This is a genomic window from Amycolatopsis oliviviridis, assembly GCF_014654365.1.
Classification (GTDB): domain Bacteria; phylum Actinomycetota; class Actinomycetes; order Mycobacteriales; family Pseudonocardiaceae; genus Amycolatopsis; species Amycolatopsis oliviviridis.
This window is the reverse complement of sequence record NZ_BNAY01000009.1, coordinates 299,573-315,701: the sequence shown is the minus strand read 5'-3', so window position 1 is coordinate 315,701 and position 16,129 is coordinate 299,573. Positions and strand designations below refer to the sequence as shown.

At 69.4% G+C, this 16,129-nt stretch carries 17 protein-coding genes; 9 read left to right on the top strand and 8 right to left on the bottom strand.

Going from position 1 to position 16,129, the window contains the following annotated elements:
* The first annotated feature begins 9 nt into the window (after nt 1-9).
* A complete protein-coding gene (gene pdxR / locus IE302_RS33695; protein ID WP_191258488.1) occupies nt 10-1,446 on the top strand; it encodes a MocR-like pyridoxine biosynthesis transcription factor PdxR in 1,437 nt (478 codons plus the stop codon).
* Between the two features lie 58 nt (nt 1,447-1,504).
* Here the strand turns inward: pdxR and IE302_RS33690 are convergent, their stop codons facing one another.
* Nucleotides 1,505-2,233, bottom strand: a complete 729-nt coding sequence (locus IE302_RS33690) for an alpha/beta fold hydrolase (protein ID WP_191258487.1) — start codon at nt 2,231-2,233, stop codon at nt 1,505-1,507.
* Nucleotides 2,234-2,282: 49 nt separating this feature from the next.
* On the opposite strand from IE302_RS33690, the gene IE302_RS33685 reads away from it, so the two are divergent.
* The gene (locus IE302_RS33685; protein ID WP_229908085.1) at nt 2,283-3,533 is read left to right on the top strand and encodes a cytochrome P450; all 1,251 of its coding nucleotides are present in this window, start codon (nt 2,283-2,285) and stop codon (nt 3,531-3,533) included.
* A 67-nt stretch (nt 3,534-3,600) separates the two neighbouring features.
* Here IE302_RS33685 and IE302_RS33680 read toward each other — a convergent pair whose 3' ends face one another.
* Nucleotides 3,601-5,058, bottom strand: coding sequence for an MFS transporter (locus tag IE302_RS33680; protein WP_191258486.1), 1,458 nt, complete (start codon nt 5,056-5,058; stop codon nt 3,601-3,603).
* Between the two features lie 86 nt (nt 5,059-5,144).
* Here IE302_RS33680 and IE302_RS33675 point away from each other — a divergent pair, with 86 nt between their 5' ends.
* On the top strand, nt 5,145-5,531 hold the full coding sequence (locus tag IE302_RS33675) for a MarR family winged helix-turn-helix transcriptional regulator (protein ID WP_191258485.1): 387 nt from the start codon (nt 5,145-5,147) through the stop codon (nt 5,529-5,531).
* Nucleotides 5,532-5,612: 81 nt separating this feature from the next.
* Here IE302_RS33675 and IE302_RS33670 read toward each other — a convergent pair whose 3' ends face one another.
* On the bottom strand, nt 5,613-6,509 hold the full coding sequence (locus IE302_RS33670; protein ID WP_191258484.1) for an LLM class flavin-dependent oxidoreductase: 897 nt from the start codon (nt 6,507-6,509) through the stop codon (nt 5,613-5,615).
* Between the two features lie 108 nt (nt 6,510-6,617).
* Between IE302_RS33670 and IE302_RS33665 the strand changes: the two genes are divergently transcribed.
* The 5 genes from IE302_RS33665 (at nt 6,618) to IE302_RS33645 (ending at nt 10,359) form a co-directional block, all read left to right on the top strand.
* Nucleotides 6,618-7,046: a hypothetical protein gene (locus tag IE302_RS33665; protein WP_191258483.1), complete on the top strand. Its 429-nt coding sequence runs from the start codon at nt 6,618-6,620 to the stop codon at nt 7,044-7,046.
* The gene (locus IE302_RS33660) at nt 7,040-7,255 is read left to right on the top strand and encodes a helix-turn-helix transcriptional regulator (protein ID WP_191258482.1); all 216 of its coding nucleotides are present in this window, start codon (nt 7,040-7,042) and stop codon (nt 7,253-7,255) included. The genes IE302_RS33665 and IE302_RS33660 overlap by 7 nt, the downstream gene beginning before the upstream one ends.
* 14 nt (nt 7,256-7,269) lie before the next feature.
* The gene (locus tag IE302_RS33655; RefSeq protein ID WP_191258481.1) at nt 7,270-8,232 is read left to right on the top strand and encodes an NAD(P)-dependent alcohol dehydrogenase; all 963 of its coding nucleotides are present in this window, start codon (nt 7,270-7,272) and stop codon (nt 8,230-8,232) included.
* A gap of 81 nt (nt 8,233-8,313) precedes the next feature.
* Nucleotides 8,314-9,852: an alkaline phosphatase D family protein gene (locus IE302_RS33650; protein ID WP_191258480.1), complete on the top strand. Its 1,539-nt coding sequence runs from the start codon at nt 8,314-8,316 to the stop codon at nt 9,850-9,852.
* Nucleotides 9,853-10,017: 165 nt separating this feature from the next.
* Entirely contained in the window at nt 10,018-10,359 is a 342-nt protein-coding gene (locus IE302_RS33645) for a hypothetical protein (RefSeq protein WP_191258479.1), read from the top strand.
* Between the two features lie 37 nt (nt 10,360-10,396).
* Here IE302_RS33645 and IE302_RS33640 read toward each other — a convergent pair whose 3' ends face one another.
* The 3 genes from IE302_RS33640 to IE302_RS33630 form a co-directional block, all read right to left on the bottom strand.
* Entirely contained in the window at nt 10,397-11,260 is an 864-nt protein-coding gene (locus IE302_RS33640) for an alpha/beta fold hydrolase (protein ID WP_191258478.1), read from the bottom strand.
* A 28-nt stretch (nt 11,261-11,288) separates the two neighbouring features.
* Entirely contained in the window at nt 11,289-12,113 is an 825-nt protein-coding gene (locus tag IE302_RS33635; protein ID WP_373308058.1) for a GAF and ANTAR domain-containing protein, read from the bottom strand.
* Between the two features lie 182 nt (nt 12,114-12,295).
* Nucleotides 12,296-13,057 (bottom strand): GAF and ANTAR domain-containing protein, encoded by a 762-nt coding sequence (locus tag IE302_RS33630; RefSeq protein WP_191258476.1) that lies wholly within the window; start codon nt 13,055-13,057, stop codon nt 12,296-12,298.
* A gap of 117 nt (nt 13,058-13,174) precedes the next feature.
* On the opposite strand from IE302_RS33630, the gene IE302_RS33625 reads away from it, so the two are divergent.
* Nucleotides 13,175-14,602: a PP2C family protein-serine/threonine phosphatase gene (locus IE302_RS33625; RefSeq protein ID WP_229908084.1), complete on the top strand. Its 1,428-nt coding sequence runs from the start codon at nt 13,175-13,177 to the stop codon at nt 14,600-14,602.
* Between the two features lie 6 nt (nt 14,603-14,608).
* On the opposite strand, the gene IE302_RS33620 is transcribed toward IE302_RS33625, so the two are convergent.
* Nucleotides 14,609-15,163 carry an isochorismatase family protein gene (locus IE302_RS33620; protein ID WP_191258474.1) on the bottom strand — a complete coding sequence of 185 codons (555 nt, stop codon included), beginning with the start codon at nt 15,161-15,163 and terminating at the stop codon, nt 14,609-14,611.
* A 67-nt stretch (nt 15,164-15,230) separates the two neighbouring features.
* Nucleotides 15,231-16,058: a poly(ethylene terephthalate) hydrolase family protein gene (locus tag IE302_RS33615; RefSeq protein ID WP_229908083.1), complete on the bottom strand. Its 828-nt coding sequence runs from the start codon at nt 16,056-16,058 to the stop codon at nt 15,231-15,233.
* Nucleotides 16,059-16,129 lie beyond the last annotated feature (71 nt).

Here is a 16,129-nt window from a genome sequence, read left to right as displayed (position 1 = left end):
AATGATCGGGTGACTGCCGAGGGCTCGGACTTCCTGCAGCTGGACATCGGGGACGCACCACCGGGGCGCCGGTCGGACTGGCTGGCGTCGCGGTTGCGGCACGCCATCTCCGACGGCCGCCTGCCCGTCGGCAGCAGGCTGCCCGCGACCAGGGCGCTGGCCGCGGACCTGCGGGTCTCCCGCGGCGTGGTCACCGAGGCCTACCAGCGGCTGGTCGAGGACGGCCACGTCGCCGGACGCGGGCGCGCGGGCACCGTGGTCGTCGCGGCGCCCGCGAGGACGAAGGAACAAACGACGCCGGGACCCCCGGCGGCGGGCACGATCTTCCGGCCCGCCCCGGGGATCGGCGTCTTCGACTCACTGCGGTCGACCCCGGCGAGGATCGACCTGTCACCCGGCGTGCCGGATCTGACGGCCTTCCCGAGGACGGCCTGGCTCCGGGCCGAACGCACCGTGCTCAACGACCTTTCGGCGGCGGCCTTCGGCTACGGCGACCCGCGGGGCGCGCCCGCGTTGCGGCTGGCCATCGCGCACTGGATCGCCCGCACCCGCGGCATCACCGCCGACGCCGACGACGTCCTGATCGTCGCCGGTGTCGCGCAGGGTCTCGGCCTGCTGGCCCAGGTGCTGTGCGACAACGGGATCTCCGAGATCGCCGTCGAAGACCCGAGTTCGCTGGGCGCGCGGCAGCATCTGCACGACCGCAGGCTGGCGACGCCGCCGATCCGGGTCGACGAGGACGGGATCGACGTCGGCGAGCTCGTCCGCAGCGGCGCGCCCGCCGTGCTGCTCACGCCCGCACACCAGTTCCCGACCGGCGTCGTGCTCGGCGGGGAACGCCGTCGCGAGCTCATGCGCTGGGCCGCGGACGGCGGGCTGATCATCGAGGACGACTACGACGCCGAACACCGCTACGACCGTCCGCCGGTCCCCGCGCTGCGCTCGATGCTCGCCGAACAGGTCTGTTACGCGGGCAGCGTGTCGAAGTGGCTCGCGCCCGCGCTCCGGGTGGGCTGGATGCTGGTGCCGCCGCGCTACCGGGACGAGGTCGTCGCGGCCAAACGGTTCGCCGACCTGGGCAACGCCGTCCTCCCGCAGCTGGTGCTCGCGCATCTCATGGAGTCCGGTGAGATGGAGCGGCAACTGCGGTTCGTGCGCAAACGTCATCGGCGGCGGCGGGACGCGATGATCGAGGCGCTCCGGACGCATCTCCCGGACGCCGTCGTGCACGGCGCGGCCGCCGGGCTGCACCTGACGATCACCTTCGACGCCGGCTTCTCCGATCTCGACTTCGCCGCGTCCGCGCTGGAACAGGGCGTGAAGGTGCAGCCGCTGTCCTGGCACTGTCAGCGGCCGATGAACCCGGGTCTGGTCCTCGGCTACGGGGCGAGCCCGGCGAGCGACATCGCCGAGGGCATCGCCACCCTGGCCGAGATCAGGCGCTAGCCGGCGAGCACCGCGTTTCGTCCTCTGAATGCGGTGGTTCGACGTCGAACTACCGCATTCAGAGGACGAATTGCGCGAGGAAGGCCAGGAGTACCGCCGGGTCTTCGACGTGGGCGTTGTGCCCCAGTCCGGGGAGTTCGGCGGACGCCGGGCTGAGGGCGCGAAGCTGGTCGACGCGGCTCATCGGGTCGTGCTCTCCGGCGGCGAGGGCGACGGGGCAGCGCGCCGCGCCGAGCAGGCCGGACATGTCGGGCGCGCCGACGGCGAACGCGCGCGGGTCCAGGGCCAGCCGCCAGCCGCCTTCGGTTTCGACGATGCCGTCGGGGTCCGCTTCGGTCAGTCCGGTCAGGCCGGCGATCTTGAGGAACGCCCGTTCGGCGTCTTCCCTGGTCAGGAACACCCTGGGCGGTTTCGCCGCCATGTCGGCGGCCTTGGCCAGATCGGACTCGCTCCATTCGACCTTGACGCCGACCGCGAGCAGCCCGTCGACGTGGAGCCCGAACCACCCGCTGGCCAGGGCCAGCCCGACCACCCCGCCCAGGGAATGGCCGATCACCAGCAGCGGACCGCGTTCCGGGAGCGCGTCGGCGACCGCCCCGGCGAGGCTTCCGAAGGAGTAGTGCGCCAGGTGCGGCGACGCCCCGTGCCCGGGGAGGTCGGGTGCCAGCCAGCGGTAGCCGGGCTGCAGCATCAGGCCGTCCCACACCGCGCCCGTCGCGCCGAGGCCGTGCAGCAGGAGCACGGCGGGTCCGTCGGTTCCGGCGGTGCGCATCTTCAGTGGTTCCACCGGACGGATCTTTCCGCAGTCCCCCGTCCGCGGGCTAGTGTTCGGAGCCGTGATCACCGATCCGGACACCTACACCCGGGGCGTGCCGTACGAGCGTCTCGCGGCGCTGCGCCGGGAGTCGCCGGTCGTGCGGGTGGACGATTTCTGGGCCGTGCTGCGGCATTCGGACGTCAAGCACGTGCTGAAGAACCCGAAGACCTTCTCGTCGAGCCTGGGCGGGACGCAGATCCGGGACCCGGCGACCGAACAGGACCTCGGGTACGTCCGGCGGATGATGCTCAACATGGACCCGCCCGAGCACGCCCGGCTGCGGGGCCTGCTCACCAAGGCTTTCACGCCGCGTGCGGTCGGCAGGCTGACCGAACGGATCCACGGCTGGGCGCGGTCGCTGATCACCGGCGTCGAAGCGGACGGCCGGTGCGATTTCGCCGCCGTCGCCGCCGATCTCCCGCTGCTGACGCTGGCGGAGGTCTTCGGGATCCCCGAACAGGACCGGCGGCTGATGTACGACTGGAGCAATCGCGTGATCGGCTACCAGGACGCCGATTACGCGGTGAGCGCGACCGTCGAGACGGGCGAGGTCACCGATCTCGCGCGGGCGGCGCTGGCCGTGCGGCCGGTCCCGGGGCCGGACGGCGCGATGCCCGATCCGCGCACCCGCGCCGGGATGCCGGATCTCTACGCGTACGCCACCGCGCTCGGCGAGTACAAACGCCGGAATCCCGGCGACGACGTGATGAGCAACCTGATGAGTCACGTGGAAGACGGCGGGCGGGTGTCGATCGCCGAGTTCGAGAACCTGTTCTGGCTGTTTTCCGTGGCGGGCAACGAAACGCTGCGCAACGGGATCCCCGGCGGGATGCTGGCGCTGCTGTCGCATCCGGAGCAGTACCGGCGGCTGCTGGCCGACCGTTCCCTGCTTCCCGGTGCGGTGGAAGAGATGCTGCGCTGGTGGTGTCCGGTCATGCACTTCCGCCGCACGGCGACCGAAGACGTCGTTCTGTCCGATGTGGACATCCGGGCGGGCGACAAGGTCGTCGTCTGGTTCTCCGCCGCGAATCGTGACGAGTCCGTTTTCGAGGACCCGGACCGCTTCGACATCGGCCGCACTCCCAACGATCACCTGACCTTCGGGCACGGCCCGCATTTCTGTCTCGGCGCCCAGCTCGCCAGGGTGCAGCTGCGCGCGATCTTCGAAGCGGTCCTGGACCTGCTCGGCGAGGTCGAACTCGCCGGTGATCCGGTGCGGCTGCGGTCGAACTTCCAGAACGGGCTGAAGTCCCTGCCGATCCGCTGGTGATCGAAAGGGCCCTTCCCGCCCCCGAGCGCGGGAAGGGCCCTTTCACCCCCTTGTCACTGCGTCCGTGTCATTCGGCCGCGGCGAACTCCGGTTCGGCGACGGCGGTGCGGGCCTCGGCCCGGCGCAGGCCGACGACTCCGGACAGCGCCACCAGGACACTGATCACGGCGATGCCGGTGACGACGGTCAGCGCGGGCGCCAGGCCGTTCAGCAGCGCGGCCGGGCCGGTGGCGCCACCCGAGTTGCCGGTCAGGACCGCGGTCACCACGGCGAGGCCGATCGCGCCGCCGACCTGGATCGACGTGTTCAGCAGACCGCCGGCGAGACCCTGCTCGTCGTCGGAGATCCCGTTGGTCGCCTGGATGTTGAGCGAGGAGAACGCCAGCATGAAGCCGATGCCCAGCAGGATCATGCTCGGCAGCACCGAACCGGCGTAGCTGGAACTCTCGTCGATCCGCAGGAACAGCGCGTACCCGATGACATGGGCGACGACACCGGCGAGGATCGTGCGCGGCGTGCCCACCCGGTCGATCAGCGGCTCGATCCTGGGCGAGCCGAAGGCCACGATCAGTGCGGCGGGCAGGAAACCGAGCGCGGTCTGCAGCGCGGACCAGCCCAGCACGGTCTGCAGGTACAGCATGACCACGAACTGGAACCCGATGTAGGCGCCGAAGAACGTCGCACCACCGAGGTTGGCGCGGGCGAGCGGGCCGGAGCGCAGGATGCCGAGCCGGAGCAGCGGGTGCTTGCTGCGCTTCTCGATGAACACGAAGGTGCCGAGCAGGGCGAGCGCGAGGACGAACGTGATCAGTGTCCGCGGCGCGGCCCAGCCGATCTCCGGCGCCTCGACCACGGCGAAGACCAGCAGGAGCGAACCGGCGGCACCGGTGATCGCGCCCGGGAAGTCGTAGCCGCCACCTTCCTGCGGGCGGTAGGACGGGATCAGCTTGATCGCGGCGGCCAGCGCGGCGAGCGCGATCGGCACCGGCAGCAGGAACGTCCAGCGCCAGCCCACCTCGGTGAGCAGGCCGGAGAACACGAGGCCCGCGGAGTACCCGCTGGCACCGAAGACGGCGAAGATGCTGATCGCCCGGTTGCGGGCGGGGCCTTCGTGGAAGGTCGTGGTGATGATGGACAACGCGGCCGGCGCGGTGAACGCGGCGGCGAGCCCCTTGATGAACCGGGTGGCGATCAGCAGCGCACCGTCGTCGACGAGGCCGCCGAGCAGGGAAGCGAGTGCGAAGACCGCGACGGCGACGAGGAAGACCCGGCGCCTGCCGAGCAGGTCGGCGGTGCGCCCGCCGAGGAGCAGGAGGCCGCCGTAGCCGAGCACATAGGCGCTGATGACCCATTGCAGGGCACCGGTGGAGAGGCCGAGTTCGGCCTGGATGGACGGGAGGGCGACGGCGACCATCGACACGTCGAGCGCGTCGAGGCCCACGACGACGGACACGGTGAGCAGGACACCCCAGAGGCGCGCGTCCCACCTGGTCGAGCTGGTGGACAGCTGCACGGAAGAACTCATGATCCGTACAGTACATGCACACGCATCTAATGCAAGTGCATTAAATGACTTTGCATAAAATTCACGTGCATGCTATCTTGGGCCCCGTGAGCGACGTCGCCGAAGAAGACCTGCTGCGGGAATGGCGTGACCTGTCCGCCCGGCACGCGGCGGTCTTCGGCCGCCTCGAGTGCCGGCTCCAGGAGCGCCACGGACTCGGTGTCACCGAGTTCGAAGCCCTCGAACGCCTGGTCAACTGCGTTGTCGGCAAATGCCGGGCGGCCGATCTCACCGAGGTCGTCCACCTCAGCCAGAGCGCCACCTCACGGCTCGTCGCCCGCCTGGAGCGCGAAGGACTCGTCGAGCGCGCGCTCTGCGAGTCGGACCGGCGCGGGATCTTCGTCGTCGTGACCGACGAGGGCCGCCGACGCTACGAAGAGGCGAAGCCGACGCACCGGGCGACCCTCGAAGAGACCCTGACCGTCAAGGCCTGATCCCGGACGGCCCACCGAAGTACATGAAGGCCCCCTTCTTTGCGTCTAGCGCAAGGAAGGGGGCCTTCATGTACTTCCGGCTCAAGCCCGGCCGAGTGCCTCCCGCACCGCCGGGACGACTTCGTGCCCCCAGCGGCCGAGCGCGCTATCGGTGGAGGTGCCGTCCTCGACCGGGAAGTAGATGAACCCCGCCGCGCCGTGCTCGCGCACCGCCGTCACCAGTTCCTCGACCCACTGCGCGACCGAGCCGCCTGCCCACCGGCCGTCGTCGTCACGCGGTGAGGACAGCGGGTTTTCCGTTATGCGGCCAGGGAAGTTGTAGATGGTGGCGATCTCGCCGGGATCCCGGCCCGCCTCGGCAGCCGCCTGGTCGATCACCGGACGGGACTCGGCGAAGCGTGGGCTGAGCCAGTCGGCGGCGTGTCCCGGGATCCAGCCGTCGGCCAGTTTTCCGGTCACCGCGAGGGATTTGGGCCCGACCGCGCCCGTCCAGACCGGCGGCGCGGCGGCGGCCGCCGGCGCCAACCGGTCGACGGAGTAGAACTCCCCTTCGAAGGTCACCGGCGCCCCGCCGCCGGAAAGCGCCTTGACCAGGGTGATCGCCTCGCCCATCGCCCGGACCGCCTCGGCGGGCGTGCGGTGCTCGACGCCGAGCTTGGTGATCTCCCGCCAGAGCCCGCCCGCACCGATCCCGAGCACGACACGGCCACCCGAGAGCGCCGAGAGTGACGTGATCGTCCTCGCCAGCATCGGCGCGGGACGGCTCGGCAGGTTGGTGACGTTGACCGCGGCCGTGACTTTCGACGTCCTGCCGAGGATCACGCCCAGTGCCGCGTAGGCGTCCAGCCGGTCGGCGAAGTACGGGTGGTCGGACAGGCTGACCAGGTCGAGCCCCGCGCGGTCGGCCTGTTCGGCGTGCCGCAGGAGCTCGTCCACCTCGCCGACGCCGGTCTCGAGCCCGAATCCGAACAGTGCCATCGCCACTCCCTTAAGTTCGTAGTACGAACTATTGATATCACGAACGATCTTCGCTGGCCAAGTAAAGAATCTTTGACACGAAGTCCGGAATTCTTTACCTTGGACCTCGTGGCACTGGAAGAGAAACGCGCGTGGATCATGGCCGTGGTCACGGTCTTCGCCTACGCGGTGTACCTGATCGTCGTCCTCGGCCGGGCAGGCTCCGGCCCGCTCGTCGATGTCCCTTACGTGGCGACGTTGCTGTGGACGGTCGGCGCGGCCATCGCGGCCTCGATCGTGCTGCACATCGCGGCGTCGATCGCCTCGCCTCACGACGCGGGCCGGAAAGACCAGCGGGACCGGGAGATCGGCCGGTTCGGCGAGCACATCGGGCAGTCGTTCGTGGTGATCGGCGGCGTCGCGGCGCTCGTCATGGCGATGGCCGAGCTCGATCACTTCTGGATCGCCAACACCGTGTACCTCGCTTTCGTCCTGTCGTCCCTCCTCGGCTCGATCGCGAAGATCGCCGCGTACCGCTGGGGATTCCAGGCATGGTGAAACCGACCAAGGTCACGAACTCCATCCGCGCCCTGCGGTTCGCCCGGGGCGAGATGACCCAGGCGGAACTCGCGGACCGGGTCGGCGTCACGCGCCAGACGGTCATCGCGATCGAGCAGGGCCGCTACTCACCGTCCCTGGAGGTGGCCTTCCAGATCGCCAGGGTGTTCGGCGTCGGGCTCGACGACGTCTTCCACTATCCGGACTAGGAAACGAGGCCGCCATGAAGGCGATCGTCCAGAACGAGTACGGCACCACCGACGTCCTGACCCTGACCGAGCTGCCCGAACCCGAAGCAGGACCGGACGGCGTGGTCGTGAGGATCCGGGCTGCGGGCGTCGATCCCGGCGTCTGGCACCTCATGGAAGGCACGCCGTACCTGGTGCGGTTGATGGGCTTCGGGGTACGGAGACCGAAGGCCCGCGTCCGCGGCCTGGACTTCGCCGGTGTCGTGCACGCGGTCGGCGAAAACGTCACGCGGTTCAGCGTCGGCGACGAGGTTTTCGGTACCTGTCAGGGTTCCTTCGCCGAGTACGCACTGACCACAGTGGACAAACTCGCGCGGAAACCTGGGAAGCTCGGCTTCGAGGAAGCGGCGGCCGTCCCCATCTCCGCGTTCACCGCGCTCCAGGCGCTTCGCGACCGCGGACGGGTCGCGCCCCGGCAGAAGGTCCTGATCATCGGCGCGGGCGGTGGCGTGGGCACGTTCGCGGTGCAGATAGCCAAGGCCTTCGGCGCCACCGTGGACGGCGTATGCGGTCCCGGCAAGGTGGACCTCGTCCGGTCGCTCGGCGCGGACACCGTCTTCGACTACACGCGCGAAGAGTTCAGCGGCGGCTACGACCTCATCCTCGACACCGCGGGCAGCCGATCGCTGACCTCGCTGCGGAAATCCCTTACCCCGCGGGGAACTCTCGTGATCGTCGGCGGCGAAGGCGGCGGAAAGTGGCTCGGCCCGGTCGCCCGCAACCTGCGGGCGCTGCTCCTCGGGCCGTTCGTGAAGCAGAAGCTCCGCGGCCTGTTCTCCACGGAGAACCAGGACGATCTCCAGACGCTGCGCGCGCTCGTCGAGGCGGGGAAGGTGCGGCCGGTGATCGGCCGTACGTTCTCACTGGCCGAAGTTCCCGAGGCCATCCGCTTCGTGCGCGAAGGGCACGCGCGCGGCAAGGTCGTCATCACCGTCTGATGTTCGTCCTCGCGTTGGCCTCCGGCCATCTCGGCGGTGTTCGGTGTCGGAGAGCGATCCGCCGAACCGAGGAGACCACCGATGTCCGTCAACCGCCGGGACATGTTACGAGGCGCCGCCACCGCCGGTGCGCTGGGGCTGGCCTGGCCGTTGAGCTCGCGGATGACGGTCGCGCAGGCGGAGGAGGCCGCGGCGGCGCTGGGCGCGACCTGGGACGAGGCGCCGTTCACGCTCGGCGTCGCGTCCGGCGACCCGGTGCCGTACGGCGTCGCCCTCTGGACCAGGCTCGCGCCGAAGCCGATGGAGTTCGAGCAGCCGCTGGACGACACGGTCGAGGTCGCCTGGGAGGTCGCCACCGACCGCGGGTTCCGCCGCCGGGTGGCCCGCGGGACGACGGCGGCCACCGCCGGGCTCGGGCACAGCGTCCATGTCCCGGTGTCCGGGCTGGAGCCGGGCTCACAGTACTACTACCGCTTCCAGGCGCTTGGCAAGGTCAGCCGGATCGGGCGCACCCGCACGGCACCGGTCGGGCCGGTCCGGCGGGTGCGGTTCGCCTCGGCGAACTGCCAGGCGTTCCACGACGGGTTCTACGCGGCGCACGCCGGGATCGCGCGCGAGGACCTCGATTTCGTCGTCCACCTCGGCGACTACGTCTACGAACACGGTCAGGTGGGCGGGAATCCGCTGCGCGACCACGAAGGTCCCGAGGTGCTGACGCTGCCGGCGTACCGGCGGCGGCACGCGCTCTACAAGTCCGACCCCTCGCTCCGGGACGCCCACGCGGCCCACCCCTGGTTCATCACCTGGGACGATCACGAGGTCGTCAACGACTACAGCGGGACCACCCCTTCACTGCAGGCCCGGCGTTCGGCCGCGTATCAAGCCTGGTTCGAGCACATGCCGGTGCGGCCCGACCACCCCTCGACGCCGAGGATCCACCGGCAGCGCCGCTGGGGCGACTTGCTGGAGGTGTCCATTTTGGATCTTCGGCAGTACCGGTCGGCGCAGAACCTGCCCGACGGGACGATCCTCGGCGCGGACCAGAAGGGGTGGCTCAAGGATCAGGTGACCGGCGCGGGCGAGGCGTGGCACTGCTGGGTGAACTCGATCATGTTGAGCCAGCTCGCGAAGCCGGGTGGCGGCGGCTACATGTTCACGGACCAGTGGGACGGCTTCCTCGCCGAGCGCAAGGAGGTGCTGACCCACGTGGCCCAGAGCGGCCTCGAAGACCTCGTGGTGATCACCGGCGACTGGCACTCCGCGTTCGTCGACGACATCCGCCCCGACTTCGCGGATCCGTCCACCCCGGTGATCGGCACGGAGTTCACCGCGCATTCGGTCACCTCCGGCGCCTACTCCCCCGAATGGAACGCCACCAACGGGCCGAAGATGGGCGCGGCGAACCCGCACCTCAAGTACTTCGAAGGCGACCGGTACGGCTACGACGTCTACGAGGTCACTCCCCGGCGCTGGAGCACCCACATGCGGGTGATCGGCGACCGGCGAGACCCGCGTTCGCCGGTGAGCACCCTGACGACCTTCCACGTCGACCGCGGGAAGCCGGGATCCTACGAGGACCGGGCCACGATCACGTCTCCCGCGCAGTACCGGCGACGCTAGGCCGAAAGGGGAGCCAGGAGACTCAGAAGAGGGTCGGGGGACGCTCTTTCGGAGCAGCGTGGCTCACCGCACGCGTTCTCCTTTCACCTGCCCGATGAATTCACGACAATTCTTCCGTGCGGCTAATCTGAGCTTTCCATTGGGAACTAACCGCGGGAGAAAGCAATGAAGAAGAAAATCGCCGCTTTAGTCATGGCCGCCTTTTCGGCGGCCGGATTCCTGGCGGCCACACCGGCCTCCGCGGCGACCGAAGGCCAGTTCCCGCCCTACGGATGCGACAGCAACCGTTACGGAATCGTCTTCGGTGAGGCGATTTCCCTGACCTGCTTCTCTCTGCCGAGACACTCGGAAACCTATCGGGTGGTCGCCCATTGCGCTTCGGGATCATCCTTGTGGTTCACCGTCGGGCATTGGGTTCCGGTCGGCTTCGGCACGTCGACCGCCGAATGTCGCGGCGGGCTGCTCGCGAACGCCTACGTCGCGGGATATCACGTAGACGACTTCTAATATCCGAATGAAACGATGTTGATCTTCCCGGGGCGTTTCAGCGTCCGCTCCCGCCGGGTCCCCACCGGTCCACTTCCGCGGTGAGCCACCGATGCAGGGAAAAGGCCAGTTCGACGGGCGCGTCGAACTGGATCAGATGCCCGGCGTCCGGAATGACGTCGAGAAGGGCGCCGGGAATCGCGTTCGCGAGCTGTTCCGCCCTGTCCACCGGGATCCAGGTGTCGTCGGCACCCCAGATCACCTTCACCGGCAACGTGAGTTCCGGATAGCGGTCCTGGATCTCGTCGGTGTACCGGACGTCCGCTTCGGCGATCTGCCGGTAGAAGGCGCGTTGCCCCTCCGCGTCCAGCCAGGGGCCGGTCAGCGTGTCCAGTTGCGCGCCGGTGAGACCACGATGGGAGGCAGTCCCGATGTAGGCCTCCAGGGCACCTCTGTGCACTGTCGGAGGCTGCGCCTGGAAGACCTCGGCGTTCTCCGCGACGAGCCGGAAGAATTCCGACCCCCACGGCCGCAACGCGACGACGTCCACCAACGCGAGCGAGGCGTACTCGGCGCCGTGCAGCAGCTTCGCGCGCAGGGAAACGGCCCCGCCGTAGTCGTGGGCGATCACATGCGGAGCCGTCAGCCCCCAATGCCCGAGGAGGTCCGCGAAGAGTTCGGCCTGCGTCCCGAGATCGACGGCGTGGCCGGGCTCCTTCGACGAGCGGCCGTAGCCCGGCATGTCCCAGACGTGGACGGCGAACTCCTCGCTGAGCGCTCGCGCGAAAGGCGCCCACAGCTGCGCCGACCACGGTGTCCCGTGGCACAGCACCACCGGGGCGCCTTCGCCGAGGCGTTCCCACGCCACCGAACGGCCTCGCCACTCGTACGTCCGCGACAATTCCAGGTCACCGAAAGCCATGATCACGATCGTAGTGGCGCCCGCCCGGTCAGTCGGGCAGTTGCAGTTCCGTATGCCGCTTGGACAACATCTCCGCCAGTTCCCGGAGTTTGATGTTCATGTTCTGCGACGTGTGCCGCAGCACCTCGAACGCCTCCGCCGCGTCGATCCCGCGCCTCGCCATCAGGATGCCCTTGGCCTGCCCGATCGCGTCCCTGCTGTCCAGCGCCTGCTGGAGCTGTTCCTCCTGGAGCTGACCGCGCGTGACCGCGTGCGTGGTCGCCAACGCCAGCGACGCGTGCGTCGCCAGCAACAGCAACACGTCCCGGTCGGGCCTGGCGATGCCGAACGGACGCCGTGAGTAGACGTTCAGCGCGCCGGAGAGATCCGAACTCGACGCTTCCGGCAGCAAAGCCGTCGAAACCAGCGAGTGGAAACCGAGCGCCGCGGCGGCCGGTCCGAAGCGCGGCCAGCGGGCGTCTTCGGCCAGGTTGTCGCTGAAGGCCGCCGCCGGCCCCGAAACCCGCGCCGCTTCGACACAGGCGCCCTCGCCGTACTGGTACTGCAACTGATCCAGTTCCCCGGCGATCTCGTCGGTCCGCACGGGCGTGTGGAACCCGCCGTCCGGATCGAGGAGGGTGACACTCACCAGATCCGCGCCGGGTACCAGGTCCCGCGTCGCGAAGACCACTCGTTCGAGTACCGCGGCGACCGAGCCGGAATCCAGCAACGCCCTGGTCAGGGCGACGAACTGGTTGACAAGTGGCCCGGCGATGAGCCGGGCGCCGTTTTCGGAGATCACCGGCAGGTCGCCGTCGCCGACACCCTCGACGAATCGGTTCTTGTCCTGCTGCCAGTCGATTTCATCGGCCAAAGCCCGCCTCTCCCACTTCTGTACATCGGCGTGATGCACCACGGGAGTCACCGGCGGGAACCGGCGCCGAGCGCGCACCATCAACCGCCGCAACCAACCCGGTTACCGGCGGATCGGCGCTAACTTCTCAACGCTCAGAACCGCTTTCGGAAGCCGACCTTAGCCGAGTGCGATCACCCCGCCTACCGCGACCCACGTTCGGCCCGTCCCGGATCGCCTCTTCCGGTCACGCCGTCGATGAACCGTTCCGCCACCTGGCGTAACTTGACGTTCTCCCGCTGGGACTGGACCACCAGCAACGAGAAGGCCTCGTCCTCGTCGACCCGGCGCACGGCCATGAGCACCCCTTTGGCCTGGTCGATGACGGCCCGGGAGGTCAGCGCGGTCCGCAGTTGCCCGATCGTCGTCCTGGCGTCGAGGTAACGCGCGTAGATCCGCAAGATCGCCTCGACCGCGGTCGTGTAGATCTCCAGCAGCCGCGCGTCGAGTTCGGCGTAGCCGTCGTCCTGGATCCCGTAGCAGTTCACCGCGCCCGCGAGATGCTCACTCACCGACAGCGGCGCGGCCAGGAAGCTGGCGAAACCGGCCCGCCTGGCGGCGAAAACGAACTCCGGCCAGCGTTCGGCCGATTCGCCGACGGCGACGCGCACGAGTTCCCCGCTATTGCCCGCTTCCAGGCAAGGACCGTTCCCCAGCCGGTACTGGTCGTGATCGAGTTCGATGGCGCGTTGGTCGGTCGACACGGCGGTGTGCGGGTGACCGTCACGGAGCAGGGTGATGGACACCTCGTCCACGCCCGGCACGGCGCGGGCCACCTGACTGCAGACCTGCCGCAGAAGCAGCTCGAGATCGTCCTCGCCGTCGAAAATGTCGTTCAGCGCGTGGAGAGCGCTGTTCACCTCGTCGTGCGGCAGCACACCGGCCACCGGCTCCTCTCGGTTCATGGCGCGCCTCCTGTCCTCTCCCGGACGAGGTACCCACTCGGGTGCTTCCTCATGTTTCACATCGGGCGCCGGTTGGTATCCGGGTCTCACGTTGCCGAGAACCCGGGGGTGATCACCGTGGCCTCGCTCCAGGCAGAGGAGCAACGCCGGATCGTCGCGGCCTGCTTCGCGCAGACCGGGCTCACCCTGGAACAGCTGTGGCTGAGGTATTTCGCGCTGGGCGGAGACGTCAGCGAGCTCGAATTGGAGGCGTTCCTGCAGGGTCTGGTCCCGCTGCCCAGGATCCAACGGGACATGGTGGCCCACGCGGTCAACGAGCGCCTCGAAGAGGTCTCCGGCGTACGCCAAGCGCCGTACAGCCGCGAGACCGGCGAGAACACCCGCCCTCACGGTCCCTTGGCCGCGCTGGTGGACCTCCTCGGCAGCGCCCACCGGGCCCCACCCGAGCGCCTGCCCGGGATCATCGCCGGGGCGGGCCGCGCACTGGACCTGGAGATCGCCGTCTACCTGGTCGACCAGGAGCAGCGGCAGCTCATCCCGCTTCCCGGCGGGTCGGCACCCGATCGGGTGCCGCTGGCCATCGAGGCCACCACCGCCGGCCGGGCGTTTCGGCACGCCGACACCATGATCGCCGAGGAGCCGGGAGCACCGCGGTTGTGGACCGTCCTGCTGGACGGCGACGAACGCCTGGGCGTGCTCGAAGTCGAAGCCGACGCGGACATCGACCTGAACGACCCCGCCGTGCGAACCCAGTGCCGATGGCTGGCTTCGCTGTCCGGCCACCTCCTCGCCGGCGCGAGGAGGTACGGCGAGGGCTTCGACGCGCTGCTGCGGCATCAACGGCTCGGCCCGACCGCGGAGCTGCTCCGGCGGAATCTGCCCCCGTCGACCGCTTCGACGCACGACATCGCGGTGGCGGGCGGAATCGAACCCGTCTACGACGTTCGCGGCGTCACTTTCGACTACGCCCTGTCAGAGAAGACGGCGTGGCTGGCGATCTTCGACGCCGGACGTGAAGCCGCCCGCGCGGGACTCGCGGTCTCCGCGGCACTCGCGGCCAGTCGATCCGCTCGCGGCGAAGGTCTCGGGCTCCGCGGACAGGAGACCGCTGTCAGCGAAGAACTGTCGGCGCGGTTCGGCCACGGCACCCTGGTACGCGGCACGCTGGCCGAGCTGAACCTGGCCGCCGGCACGCTGCGTTACCTCGACGCGGGCGGGGAACCGCCGCTCATCCTCGGCGCCGACCACGAACAGACCACAGTGGACAGTGCGCAGCACCCGCCGTTCGGTACCGGGCTGCCACGCCGGATCGTGACCACCCGGCTGAGGCCCGGGGATCTCCTGGCCCTGTACACCGAAGGCCTCTCGGCCGTGTGTTCCGCCGATGGCGAACGGTTCCCGCTCGCCGGATGCCTGGAAGCCCACGCCGGGCATGTGCCACCCGAAACCGTCCGGCGCGTGCTTCAGGCGGCGAAAACCCACTGCCGCAACGGTTTCACCGGCGACGCCGGTCTGCTGATCGCTCGCTGGCCGAGCCTCCCGTGAGTCGGTTCAGCCGCTGAATTCGACGTCTTCGGTCTTGACCGTCCCTCCCTTCCGGCCCGGCGCCGCCTGGTAACGCCAGTACAGGTTCGTGTGCGCGATGACCTGCTCCGGCGTCGGCGCTCCCCATTCCGTCTTGTCCACCGTCGTGTGCGCGTCGCCGACCAGCGTCGCGTCGTACCCGCGGACCAGGGCGCCGTGCAACGTCGAGCGGATGCAGGCGTCGGTCTCCGCCCCGACGACCACGAGACGCCCGACGCCGCGTTCGGCCAGCACCTTCTCCAGATCGGTGTCCTCGAAGGAGTCTCCGTAGGACTTGTCGACGCGGGGCTCGGCGTCCCCGGGAACCAGTTCGGCGACGATGCGCCATTCCTCGCTCCCGTGCACGAGCCCCTCGTCGGAATGCTGCACCCAGACGACCGGGACCTCTTCCTTTCGCGCCTTGCCGACGAGAACGCCGATGTTCGCGACCACGGCGTCGCGTTCGTGGCCCTCGTCGACGACGGCGTTCTGGACGTCGACGACCAGGAGCGCGGTGTTCGGCCGGTTGTCGAGAGTGGTCATGACGGGTATCCCTCCAGGTCAGGCTGCTGGGGCAGACCTTAACCCGGACCACCGACAAAATCGCCGATCAAGCTCCGGGAACGGCCGAGGCCTTGGCGTTGCGCTGGACGTCGGACCACGCCCCGTCGCGGCACAAGCCGCAGGAAGGGCCGAAGAACTCCGCCCGGGCCCGCTCATCCCCGGAAAGCCAGAACCGGAACCAGGCGGTGATCGCGCCGCGGAACCCGCCACCGTCACCGACGGGCGTGAAGTGGGTCGCCCCGGCGAGTTCGCCGTAGATCGCGGGCACCTGGTCCGCGAGGCGGTAGCGCGGGACGACCAGCAGCGCGGGAACGACGATGGTGTCGAACTGGCCCCCGAGGAAGAACGCGGGCCCCTTCAGTGCCGTGCTGGACCCCTGCGGCCCCGGCTCGATCGGGATCGTGGCGGTGACGCGGGGATCCGCACCGGCGGCGATCGCCCCGCCACCGCCCTGGGAGTGGCCGGTGGCACCGATGTGCGCGGTGTCGATCTTCCCCTGGTAGCGGCTGCCGGGGCGGGAGTTCTCGGCGATCAACGTCGTCGCCCCGGCCAGCATCTCCTTGCCGGAGCCCGCGTTCGGAGTGTCCGCGGCCGCGACCACGAAACCGTGGGAGGCCAGATGGCGCAACAGGCCGTCGTAGATCTTCGGGTTCGCGCCGGTTCCGTTGCCCCACAGGATCACCGGGTGCTTCTCCAGCCGTGTCGGCCGGTACACGGTGTGCGTGCTGTCGAGGGTTTCGACGGTCACCGCGAAGGGGCCCGGTTCGCTCCACCGGTCCGCGATCCCGGTCGCGGCCGTCGCCGCGGGCGTGATGCCCACGGCCGCGAGCGCGACCATCCCGGCGATCAGTGTCCGTGCGCGCAGTCTCCCCATGTTCGTCACCGTCCCGTTCCGCCCGGGCCCCGTTGCCCGCGACGTTCCCTTCCCAGGGTGTCGGTCCGGTC